Raw genomic sequence first — 12319 nt, 5'->3', positions numbered from 1 at the left:
ATTTCTAAGGTTCTTGTATATCTAATCTATTTTCGAAAATATTTAATTCATCATTCAAAAAACGATGCTTTTCAGTTCGAATTCCTTTCAGTCGAGGAGCTAAAATTCCTTCATTCCAAATGGTATCCGAACTCAAAATTCGTGCTTCATCCCACAAATTAGCATCAATAAAATGTTGTATGGTATCACTTCCACCTTCAATAATCAAGGATTGAACATTGTTTTCGTATAAATAATCCATCACTTGTGGCAATATTTTTTGCGTAAAATCTAATTGAACAAGTTCTAAATTTTCTTCAGAACAATTTTCAATCGAATTAAAAATAACAGTAGGTTGTGTTTGATCAAACAAATGGAAACTTCTCGGAATCGCTAAGTTTTTGTCAATCGCAATTCTCAACGGATTATTTCCTTTCCATAATCGTGTGTTAAGTTGTGGATTATCAATTAAAGCAGTGTTTTTTCCAACCAAAATAGCTTGTTCTTCCGTTCGCCATTTATGTACTAACTGTTTTGTATATTGGTTTGTAATCCACAATTGTACATCATCACGCCCCATGTATCCGTCTTCTGTTTGCGCCCATTTTAAGATAATATATGGACGTTTTTTCTGATGAAATGTTATAAAACGCTTATTGAGTTTGATACATTCTTTTTCCAAAACACCCAGCGTTACATCAACACCATTTTTCAGCAAACGCAAATAACCTTGTCCATTTACTTTCGCAAAAGGATCTAGAGTTCCGATTACAACTTTTGGAATCTCTTTTTCTATAATCAAATCCGCACAAGGAGGCGTTTTTCCGTGATGTGAACATGGTTCTAACGTAACATATAACGTAGATTCCTTTAATAATTCTTGATTTTTAACCGAATTAATTGCGTTCACTTCGGCGTGTGGTCCACCATATTCTGACGTAAAACCTTCGCCTATAATTTTGTTGTTATGTACAATAATAGAACCAACAAACGGATTAGGATATGTTGTTCCTAACCCGTTTGTTGCAATTTGTATACAACGAGCCATATATTGCTCATCGATAGATTGTTGTGTCATGCCTAAAAATTATGCATTAAAATCAATATTGAATAATGTTTTCAGTTTGATTTCTGCTTCAATTAATTTTTTACGTTTATCGTCAATTTGTTTGTAAACATCTTTTAATAAAGGATTGTTCTCATTTGCATTCGAAAAGAAATGTACATTATTATCCAATTGATTGATTTCTTTTTCTAAATCCTCAATTATTTTACGTGTTTTTCTAATCTCATCATCCAATAAATTACCATTATTTCCAGATTTTACTTTATTGACAAATGATTTCAACTTATAATCGTTCAATTCATTTTTAGAAAGATTTAAAGCATCTAATTTTTTGTGGTAAACATCTGTAAATTCTTGATTGATTGAAATTTTTTCTGATGGAACTTTTCCTAAACTTGTCCAATTATGTTGAATTTCTTCTAATTGTTTCAACGCTTCATCCTTGTTTTCAGAAATCGTTTGATTTTTGAAATCGTTTAAGAAAGCTTGTTTCTTTTCGAAATTTAGTTCCAATTTTTGATTCGCTTGTTCGTGACGTTTTTTGTAACGATCAAAGAATTGATTACATGTATCTTTGAATTCTTTCCAGATTTTGTCTGAATTTTTTCTTGGAACATGTCCAATTTTTTTCCAATCATTTTGGATTTTTTTAATCACTTGTACAGAAGCATTCCAATCCGTGCTTTCCGTATGTTGTTTTGCAATTTCTAACAAAGCCAATTTCTTTTCAAGATTCAGTTGTTGCTCTGATTTTAGATTTTTATAGAAATCATTTTTGATGTGATTAAATTGTCTTGTCACTTCTTTGAAAGCTTCCCAAGTTGCAGAATTTTTATCTTTCGGAACACGTCCAATTGTGATAAAGTTCTCACGCAAAGAGTTTATTTCAGAAATAGCTTTTTGCCAATCGCCATGCGATTTTGTTGTTGCTTGCTCAGAAATTTCTTTGATACGAGCGATAATTTGATTCTTCTTTTCTAAATTATCTTTTTGCTCTTGTTTTATTTTTTCATTCAATTCCCCTTTACGGTCATGAATTTTATTTGTTAATTCTTTGAATTTTTGCCACGTTGGTTCGCGCAAATCTTCTTGTACAGGGACGGCTTCTTCTTTCCATAAACGATGCAAATATTGCAATTCATTCAAAGCTTTTTGCACGTTTTGCTCTCCAATTAATTCTTCTGCACGTTTGATAATCGATTGACGAACTTCCAGATTATGTGCATAATCTAAGGTTTGCAATTCCTTATTCATATCCAAATATGTGTAGAAATTATCTAAATGAAAAAAATAATTTTTGAATACATTTTCAGCATTTTTGCTCGGAATTCTTCCTGCATTGTGCCAACGAGTTTTTAACTCACGAAATTTCTTGAACATTACTGCCGAAGAATCACTTGGTTCTTGATACAAGGCTTTTAATTCGTCAATAATTTCTAAACGTTCCTTTAAATTATCCGATTCCTTTTTTTCGTTTTCTTTATGAAAAAGTGCTAATTGATTTTTAAAATCGTTGTAAACAGCATTAAATTTTGCTCTAAAAGATGTTTCGTATTTAAAATCTAATTCATTACCACCTTCACTTAAGAAAGCCTCTTTTTTCGCAGCTTCATCTTCTTCTAATTTAGCTTTGAATGCATCACGAATTTGATTAAAATGCTCGCGAATCTCTTGAACATCATATTTGCTTAATAGATTTTTTGCTTCGTTAATCAAAACATCAAAACTAAATGTTTCGTAATCTTTGAACGAAATATCGCTTATTTTTTCTTGGTTCGTTAACTCTTCCGTTTTATAAGATTCCGTGTTAGAGTCTTTTGTAGTTGCAGGTTTAGGTAATTGTTCTCCGTCTGCATTTTGCAGGTTATCCATTTCAGTATTCATAAGAAGATATGTTTTGTTTCTCAAATCTAATAAAATTTGAGGACAATATCAAGTCTATTTTGTACGATTATTCCAAATTTCCCAAGCTTTTTCGGCTTGTAGAACCAACATTTCGTGACCATTTTTTATTTTGGCTCCATTTTGTTGACCATTTTCTAAAAATTTTGTCAATGGTGGATTGTAAATTAAGTCGTACAATAAATGATTTTCGTTAATATATTGATAGGGTAGAAGTGGAGCGTTTTCAATAGTTGGAAAAGTACCAACTGGCGAACAATTCACAATAACTTGATGATTATGAATGATTTCTTTATTTAATTCATCATATGAATAATGATTTTCGGTTTTTGTTCTCGAAACAATTTTATAGTCAATTTTCAATAAATCAAGAATATATAAAACCGCTTTTGCAGCGCCTCCATTTCCTAAAATCAACGCTTTTTTGTGATGAGGTTCTAAAAGAGGTTCTATCGAATGATGAAAGCCGTAACAATCTGTATTATGCCCGATTCGTTTTCCATCTTGTATCAAAACAGTATTTACCGCACCAATTGCTTTGGCTTCTGGCGATAATTCGTACAAAAATGGAATGATTTCTTGTTTGTAAGGAATTGTGACATTAAAGCCCACTAAACCTTCGGTTTCGAATACTTTTTCTACTTCATCGATTTGCTGTAAATCAAAAACATTGTAGACAGCGTCTACAATGTTCTCGTTTTTAAATTTTTCAGCAAAATAAGATTTAGAAAATGAATAAGAAATATTTCTTCCGATTAATCCAAATTGTCTCATTCTTCTGTTTTATTTTTATTGAATTGAGCTTTCACGATTCGGATAATTAACGGCATATTCGCCAATAATATAATTCCGAAAATGAATTTCTCTAAATTATTTTTTACAATGTCAAACTGACCTAATGTGTGTCCCAAAAGCGAAATAACGCCAACCCAAAGCACCGCGCCTATAAAACTATAAGTAATAAATGTGCGATAATTAAGGTTTGTAACACCACAAATAAATGGAATTATAGTACGAACAACAGGCATAAAACGAGCAATAATAATTGCTTTTTTACCATTTTCGTTAAAAAATTCTGTTGCTTTTTCGATATGTTTCTTTTTAAGAAACCATGAGTCTTTTCGTCCTAAAATCCAACCGCCAAATTTTCGTCCAACATAATAATTTACGTTATCACCAAGAATTGCTGCAACCATTAGTAATGGAATAATATATTCGATATGCAAATGGTTTTGGTCATCGCTTGCTGCAATCATTCCAATCGAAAAAATTAGTGCATCTCCAGGTAAAAAAGGCATTAAAAATGACATGATAATTAAACCAGTTTCGGCGAAAATTATCAGGAATAAAATAACATATATCCAATAACCGTAATTATTGATAATGTCCATTAATACCTTGTCTGGGCGTTGAACAAAATTGGTGATAAACTCAATAATAGATTGCATTTTTTTTTAAGCTCTAATTATATCAGCTCCAATAGCACGTAAACGTACATCGATATCTTCGTAACCACGGTCAATTTGATCGATATTATGAATAACAGTTTTTCCTTTCGCAGAAAGTGCAGCAATCAATAAAGACATACCGGCACGAATATCTGGCGAGGTTAGTTCGGCTCCTTTCAACGGAGTTTCGTGATTAAGACCAATTACTGTTGCACGGTGCGGATCACATAAAATAATTTGCGCCCCCATATCGATTAATTTATCTACGAAGAATAAACGAGATTCGAACATTTTTTGGTGAATCAAAACACTTCCTTTTGCCTGTGTTGCAATTACTAAAATAATTGATAATAAATCTGGTGTAAATCCTGGCCATGGCGCATCAGAAATAGTTAAAATAGAACCGTCAATAAAACGCTCGATTTCGTAATGTTCTTGAGCTGGAATATAAATATCGTCATCGCGACGTTCTAATTTGATTCCTAATTTTCTGAAAAAATCTGGAATAACACCTAAATTTTCCCACGAAACATTTTTGATTGTTAATTCAGATTTTGTCATTGCTGCTAAACCAATCCAAGATCCAATTTCGATCATATCTGGTAAACATGTATGTTCAGTTCCGCCTAATTTCTCAACTCCTTCAATCGTTAAAAGATTAGAAGAGATTCCAGAAATTTTAGCACCCATTCTGTTCAACATTTTACACAATTGTTGAATGTAAGGCTCGCATGCAGCGTTGTAAATAGTTGTTGTTCCTTTCGCCAAAACTGCAGCCATAATAATATTTGCAGTTCCTGTTACAGAAGCTTCTTCTAATAACATATACGAACCTTGCAATCCGTTTTCGTCGACTTCTACACCATAGAAATCTTCGTCAGGATTGAAACGATATTTAGCTCCTAAAGCAAAGAAACCTTCGAAGTGCGTATCTAAACGACGACGTCCAATTTTATCTCCTCCTGGTTTTGGCATAAAAGCTTCTCCGAAACGAGCTAAAAGTGGTCCCATTAACATGATCGATCCACGTAAAGCAGCACCATCTTTGCGAAATTGTTTTCCTTTTAAATAATCTAATCGTAATTCGTCTGCTTGGAAAGTGAAATCTCCTTTTCCATTTTTTTGTGTTTTTACGCCTAAATCACCCAAAATTTCAATCAAACGATTGACATCTCGGATGTCTGGAATATTTTTAACACGAACTTGTTCATTGGTTAATAAAACCGCACATAAAATTTGTAGTACTTCATTTTTAGCACCTTGCGGAGTAATTTCTCCTTTCAAAGGTTTCCCTCCCTTTATTTGAAATGTAGCCATTTACTTGTATTAAATAGTTTTGATTTAACCTTTATTGTTTCGAATGTTTTGGTTTCGATTGTTGTTATTTTGATTATTTCGGTTATTGTTGTTTTGACGATTATTCGAATTTTGGTTATTATTTCGATTGTTGTTATTTTGATGATTACGATTATTGTTTTGGTAACTTCTATTGTTTTGATTGTTGTTTGAATGATTATTATTCGAATTCAAACGATCAGGTGAAACCAAATGATCATCAACTTTTCTCAAATCAATTTTACCATCAGATAATTCGTACAAATGATTAAAAATAACTTGATCATCAACAGTATCTTTATTCCAAAGTAAATAACATTTTTTCATGTGATTGGCAATCGCAAAGTACAAACCTTCGCGTTTTTCGCCTTCTTCCCACGTTACAGCAACATCAATCATTTTACGAATATTGTTTCCGTAATATCTGTATTTATAGATGCTTTTTGGATATTCTACTTTATTTGGTTTACTATTTACCGTATCTTTTTTTGTCGGAATTGGATAAGGAGATTTTACATCCAAATCAAATTCTGCCATGATAAAAAGTTGATCCCAAAGTTTATGTTGAAAATCTGGTACATCGCGCAAGTGAGGATTTAATTCTCCCATTACTTCAATTATAATTTCGGCAAATCCGTTGCGTTCTGTTTCGTCTGTTATTGTTTTACAATGATTTACCATTTCTTGAATATGACGACCATATTCTGGAATAATCAATTGCGAACGAAGTGTATTATATTCCATTAAATTTTCTAATGTATTGGTTACAAATTTACAAAATTCTATCCGATTATTTGGGTAGAAAAGGTGTATTGATTGCTAATTTTTTATTAAATTTTATTCCTTAAAAAACGATTATAGTCGGAAGAAGATAAGCCGTAAAACAAGATTTTGTCTATTTAATTCAAAACAGTTAAAAATCTTTATCACCAAGGAAAATTAAGTTAAAACCTTTTGGTTGTCAACAAATATAGTATTTTCTTTTAATAAAAAGTAAATTTGGGTTTTTGTTTGAATGATTTAAATGAATATATTTTTAATTTAAACTTTATCCTCAAATTACACGCATTCAACGTATCTTTAGGGCAATTAAACAATAAATTATGAAAATAAAGTCGATAATAGCACTTTTTTTTCTCGCTACCACTTTTACTTTTGCTCAAACAAAACAGTTCCTGATTGAAAATGTTAGGATTTTAGATCATCAAACTCAAGCATTAACATCGCGATGAATGTTTTGGTTTCTGGTCAAAAAATTGAAAAAATTAGTTCTGCAAAAATTTCTTCACCTAATCAAGATGTTGTAAAAATTAATGGAGGAGGAAAAACATTGATGCCAGGTTTAATTGATGTTCATGTACATATGGTATTTGGTTCATTGACGATGACGCAAATGATGTCGCCAGATATGTCAGAAGAAATGTTAATGAATAAAGTTGGCGAAGCTTCCCACAAAATGTTGATGCGCGGTTTTACAAGTGTTCGTGATGCTGGAGGGCCAATTTTTCCTTTGAAATTAGCCATTGATAAAGGTAAAGTTGCAGGGCCTAGAATTTGGCCTTCAGGCGCAACGATTAGTCAAACGGCTGGTCACGGAGATTTTAGAACTCCTGATGAACGTTCTCGTAGATTCTTTGGAAAAGCATCTCGTGCAGAGGAATTAGGAGCTACTTTTATTGCTGATGGAAGAGATGAAGTTTTGACAGCAACAAGAGAAAATTTACGCTTTGGTGCGAGTCAAATCAAATTGATGGCAGGTGGTGGAACGTCTTCTGCTTATGATCCGATTGATGTTACGCAATATACTTTTGACGAAATGAAAGCGGCTGTTGATGCTGCTGAAGATTGGGGAACGTATGTAATGGTACATGCCTATACGCCGAGAGCTGTGCAACGCGCTGTGGAAGCAGGAGTGAAGTCAATTGAGCATGGTCAAATGTTAGATGAAGAAACTTTGAAAATTCTTGCTAAAAAAGGTGTTTGGTTAAGCCTTCAAAATTTGATGGATAATAATGAAAACATGGACGAGCAGCGAAAAGAAAAACGTAAACCAGTTTTGGATGGTCAAGATAAAGTTTGGCCATTAGCAAAAAAACTTGGTGTGAAGCTCGCATGGGGAACGGATTTCTTGTTTGAACCTGAGTTGAATGATGAGCAAAATAGTTATATTTTACGTCTTCAAAAATGGTTTACAAATGCTGAAATTTTGAAAATGATAACACAAGATAATGGAGAACTGTTGCAATTATCTGGTTTAAGAAGTCCATATCCAGGGAAATTAGGTGTTGTAGAAGAACAAGCTTTAGCAGATTTGATTTTGGTTGATGGAAATCCTTTGAAAGATTTATCATTAATTGCTAATCCTGATAAAAACTTTTTAGTAATTATTAAAGATGGTCAGATTTATAAGAATACAATTAAAACGAAAAAGTAAAATTATCGTACATTATAAAAAAAAACGAGGTTAATTTTTATTTACCTCGTTTTTTTAGTTGTAAAAATTAGAAATTTTAGATCTTATTTATCGGCTTGAAATTTGTTGAAAAAGTCAATGGTTTATTTATAAAAATGTTGATTTTGAATAAGTAAAACTGTAAATTAATAATTAAATCTTAATAAAAATGTCAATACCAGAGAATGTTTATTATAGAGTAATTCTTCCAGAAGATGAAATTATAGCTACTTTACTTATTGTCCATGGTATGCAAGAACATAGTGGGCGATATGAAAATTTTGCAAAGTACTTGGCTGACAAAGGAATTCTAGTTTTGTTATATGATCATTTAGGACATGGAAAAACAGCTAAAATAGAAGAAGATTACAGTTTTTTCTGCTTAGATAATCCAAAAGAAAATTTAATAAAGACGGCAAAAGAGTTAGCTAAATTGTTAGAGAATAAATACCCTTTATTACCGCATTTTATTTTGGGGCATTCAATGGGATCGTTTATAACACGTTGCCTACTTCAAGAATATGGAAATCACTTTGATGGTGCTATAATTATGGGAACAGGAGGTAGAATTCCTGGAATTAAATTATTGAGTAGTTTTTTAAGTCTTCTAAATAAATTGATTCCTCATAAAAGAAGTCAATTACTTAATACTATTTTTTTAAAATCGAATAATAAACATTTTCAAAATGAAGAAAATTTTCATGAGACTAATTGGCTTAGTTTAGATGAGTTAAATCGTTTAAATTTTCTGAAAGATCCTCTTTGCGGAATACCTTTCACTGTTAACGGTTTTTATACTTTGATTAATTTAAATATACAAGCAACAAAAAAGAATTGGGCAAAAGATATACCGCAATCTTTACCTATTTATTTTGTGAGTGGAGCAGATGATCCAATTGGTGATTTTGGTAAAGGAGTTTTGCAATCGTATAAAGATTTAAAGCAAAATGGATTTCAATATGTAACAATGAAACTATATCCAAACTTGAGACATGAAATATTGAATGAATCTATCAAAGATGAAGTATATCAAGATATTGTAGATTGGTTAACGGTTTTGATAAATCATAAAAAAATAGAGCAAAAAGACGTTTAATAAATCTTTTTGCTCCAAAAAAAATTATTCTCCTAAAAGAACACCAGAAACATTCCAATAACTGAAACTATTTCCTTCAGGTTTTCCTTGCGGAATTTTTATTTGTATACTATGTTTTCCGGCTTTTAAATTGCCCAAATCTATAAAATAAGGATTTGTAATTGTTCCTGGACACCAATTAGAACGACTATAATCAGATGATGATAAACCATTGTCAAAATTACCAGAAGCTGGATTGTAAGCGCGATAAGAACCACAATCTTGTCTCCAAGGAACTATATTAAATACTTTTTGTCCATCAAGAAAAATACTATTTTCTTTCGGAACAAATTCATCACCATTTTCCCAACCGCCATGTCCAGTTGTTGTAAAACGTAATTTAGCATTATTGTAATCTTCTTTCAACGTGAATTCTACTGTAAAACCATTCGGATTTTCGAACAAAGTAGAGTATTCTTGTCCAGCCATTTCCATCACATTTGCAGTATTGAAAATTGGTAAAGCCTTTTTAATTGGCATTGTTGTAGAACCTGATGGATGAACAGAAATATTGGCAGAAATAATATGTCCGCCTTGATCATAATTTCCAATGAAGAAACCAATCAAAACTTCTTGATCAGATAATAAACCTTGAAATTCTGTGATTTCTTGACGATATTTTGCTTCGGTTTCCCAAGTTTGATTTTTTAATTGAATATGATTGAATTTATTAATTCCAAAAGGTGTGAAAAAGCGCATTAATTCTATCGTTGGTGAATAATTTTCTGTCAAAAAATAACCTTGATATTTCTTGTTATTTGCTGATGTATAAATTGGTAATTCATTGATTCCTTTTTGCAAACCATCCATAAATGTAATTTTAGAATCACGCGGGATCAAAAATACAGAACCTGTTCTGTCGTAAGCATCACCATTTGATTGTTGCGAAACATTTAAGAAAACTTGGCTTCCTTCTTTAATTTGAGGAATTTTAATTTTTCGAACTACAACAGTTCCATTTGCAAAACGATAAATTGAATCATTTGACGAAAAATCTTTACTAAAGTTAACTTGTTGATGTGATAAAAGTGGAATATCAACGAATTTACTTTTCCAAATAATGTCTTTATATGTCAACAAATCAACTCGATTTTGATGCAATTCTTTTTGGATAAATTGACTTGGAATCAAATCTTTTTCGCGTTCTATTTTCGAAGCTCGAATCGTTGAATTATTATTTCGTGTAAGTTCTAACACAAAACCTAAATTCATTCCAACCATTGTTGGAGAGGCATTCAATTCCATATTGTCCACAAACCAAACGTCTATTGTATTCGAATTGATATTTGTTGTTGCTTTTTTACAACGTAAACCTAAAATTCGTTTTGTTTCTTTAGAAATCGTGAAAACAGATTTATTAAACGAGACAGAATCATTTGTAATAATAGAATTAGTCGGGTCAAATTGCGTAATCATTGAGATGATTGATGGATTTGTTTTGGAATAATAAAACATTTCATCAGGATAATTTGTCGAAGAATTAAAGCTTTGTTGCTTTCCAATAATTGTTTCTTTTGTATTCGCAATAACTTGTATGGGGTTATTTTCTTCGACTTTCTTTCCGTTCGAAAAGCGTTCATACGTAATTTTGTAGGTTTCCTGTGCATCAAGAACAATAGCCTGAATACAAAAAATTATAAGTAGAATTGATTTCAATTTCATGTGTGATAAATAAAAAAGGTTTACAAACGAATTGTAAACCTATAAAAATATCTGATTGTATGAAAAAATATCTTATACAAAAGCATTAATACCTGTCACATCTGCTCCAGTAATCAATAAATGGACATCATGCGTTCCTTCGTATGTAATTACAGATTCAAGATTTGCAGCATGTCGCATCATAGGGAAATCGCCTACAATTCCCATTGCTCCAATAATTTGACGAGATTCTCTCGCAATATCAATAGCCATTTTTACATTGTTGCGTTTTGCCATAGAAATTTGTTCAGGAGTTGCTTTATTTTCGTTTTTCAACGTTCCTAATCGCCAACATAACAACTGAGCTTTCGTAATTTCTGTAATAAATTCAGCTAATTTTTTCTGCTGTAATTGATAAGAAGCAATCGGTTTTCCAAATTGTGTTCGTTCTAATGAATATTTCAAAGCTGATTCGTAACAATCAATTGCAGCACCAATTACACCCCAAGAAATTCCGTATCGAGCCGAATTTAAACAAGATAGTGGTCCCCGTAAACTACTCACTTCTGGTAAAATTTGAGATGCTTCAATTTTTACATTTTCGAAAACTAATTCACCTGTTTTTGAAGCTCTTAATGACCATTTATTCAAAGTTTCTGGTGTTGTAAAACCTTGCATTCCACGTTCTACAATAACACCACGAATTTTTCCTTCTTCATCTCTTGCCCAAACAACTGCAATATCACAAATTGGTGAATTTGTAATCCACATTTTTGCTCCATTTAAGATATAATGATCACCATTTTTAGTTAAACGAGTTTCCATTCCGCCTGGATTTGAACCGTGATTTGGTTCAGTTAATCCAAAACTTCCAACGAATTCTCCTGAAGCTAATTTTGGTAAATATTTGCGTTTTTGTTCTTCTGATCCAAAAGAAAAAATTGGATACATCACTAATGAAGATTGTACTGATGCAGCAGAACGAACAGCCGAATCGCCGCGTTCTAATTCTTGCATGATTAATCCATACGACATTTGATCTAAACTAGCGCCTCCATATTCTTCAGGAATATATGGTCCTAAAGCACCAATTGCACCTAATTTTTTCATTAAATCTGGAATATCTTTATGATGTTGCGCAGCATCATCTATCACAGGTTTTATTTCGTTGTCCACAAAATCTCGAACAGATTGACGAATTAATTTATGTTCTTCGGTTAATAAATCATCAATCTTAAAATAATCTGTAGTTGAATTCATTTTATGCGGTTTTATTTTATTAAATCTAACGATTATTCATTAAATTAAAAATTATTCTGAATAATATTTATTAAAAATTTTAATTTATGAAACTTTTGACT

General features: G+C 31.7%; 10 protein-coding genes. 2 read left to right on the top strand and 8 right to left on the bottom strand.

Annotation, left to right across the window (positions count from 1 at the left end; genetic code table 11):
* Nucleotides 1–4: 4 nt before the first annotated feature.
* Genes ribD through ACTS9J_RS10955 form a run of 6 tightly spaced genes read right to left on the bottom strand, consistent with a single transcriptional unit; the run spans nt 5 to nt 6474 of the window.
* Nucleotides 5–1057, bottom strand: a complete 1053-nt coding sequence (gene ribD / locus ACTS9J_RS10980; RefSeq protein ID WP_291062130.1) for a bifunctional diaminohydroxyphosphoribosylaminopyrimidine deaminase/5-amino-6-(5-phosphoribosylamino)uracil reductase RibD — start codon at nt 1055–1057, stop codon at nt 5–7.
* A 9-nt stretch (nt 1058–1066) separates the two neighbouring features.
* Complete coding sequence (locus ACTS9J_RS10975) at nt 1067–2929, bottom strand: DUF349 domain-containing protein (RefSeq protein WP_416410612.1); 1863 nt, start codon at nt 2927–2929, stop codon at nt 1067–1069.
* A 54-nt stretch (nt 2930–2983) separates the two neighbouring features.
* Nucleotides 2984–3721 carry a shikimate dehydrogenase family protein gene (locus tag ACTS9J_RS10970; protein ID WP_416410614.1) on the bottom strand — a complete coding sequence of 246 codons (738 nt, stop codon included), beginning with the start codon at nt 3719–3721 and terminating at the stop codon, nt 2984–2986.
* The gene (locus ACTS9J_RS10965) at nt 3718–4395 is read right to left on the bottom strand and encodes a DedA family protein (RefSeq protein WP_038336669.1); all 678 of its coding nucleotides are present in this window, start codon (nt 4393–4395) and stop codon (nt 3718–3720) included. Before ACTS9J_RS10965 ends, ACTS9J_RS10970 begins: the two co-directional genes overlap by 4 nt.
* Before the next feature lie 6 nt (nt 4396–4401).
* Nucleotides 4402–5712: a UDP-N-acetylglucosamine 1-carboxyvinyltransferase gene (gene murA / locus ACTS9J_RS10960; RefSeq protein WP_125349822.1), complete on the bottom strand. Its 1311-nt coding sequence runs from the start codon at nt 5710–5712 to the stop codon at nt 4402–4404.
* A 24-nt stretch (nt 5713–5736) separates the two neighbouring features.
* Nucleotides 5737–6474, bottom strand: coding sequence for a DUF4290 domain-containing protein (locus ACTS9J_RS10955; RefSeq protein WP_416410616.1), 738 nt, complete (start codon nt 6472–6474; stop codon nt 5737–5739).
* 484 nt (nt 6475–6958) lie between these two features.
* Between ACTS9J_RS10955 and ACTS9J_RS10950 the strand changes: the two genes are divergently transcribed.
* Nucleotides 6959–8164, top strand: coding sequence for an amidohydrolase family protein (locus tag ACTS9J_RS10950; RefSeq protein WP_448353237.1), 1206 nt, complete (start codon nt 6959–6961; stop codon nt 8162–8164).
* Between the two features lie 187 nt (nt 8165–8351).
* Nucleotides 8352–9278 carry an alpha/beta fold hydrolase gene (locus tag ACTS9J_RS10945; protein ID WP_416410619.1) on the top strand — a complete coding sequence of 309 codons (927 nt, stop codon included), beginning with the start codon at nt 8352–8354 and terminating at the stop codon, nt 9276–9278.
* Nucleotides 9279–9302: 24 nt separating this feature from the next.
* Here the strand turns inward: ACTS9J_RS10945 and ACTS9J_RS10940 are convergent, their stop codons facing one another.
* Both ACTS9J_RS10940 and ACTS9J_RS10935 read right to left on the bottom strand, forming a co-directional pair.
* The gene (locus ACTS9J_RS10940) at nt 9303–10979 is read right to left on the bottom strand and encodes a PNGase F N-terminal domain-containing protein (RefSeq protein WP_416410621.1); all 1677 of its coding nucleotides are present in this window, start codon (nt 10977–10979) and stop codon (nt 9303–9305) included.
* A gap of 72 nt (nt 10980–11051) precedes the next feature.
* Nucleotides 11052–12218, bottom strand: a complete 1167-nt coding sequence (locus ACTS9J_RS10935) for an acyl-CoA dehydrogenase family protein (protein ID WP_416410623.1) — start codon at nt 12216–12218, stop codon at nt 11052–11054.
* Between the last annotated feature and the right edge of the window lie 101 nt (nt 12219–12319).

The sequence above is a fragment of the Empedobacter sp. ULE_I140 genome, assembly GCF_053482575.1.
This window is presented reverse-complemented; position numbering and strand designations above follow the sequence as displayed.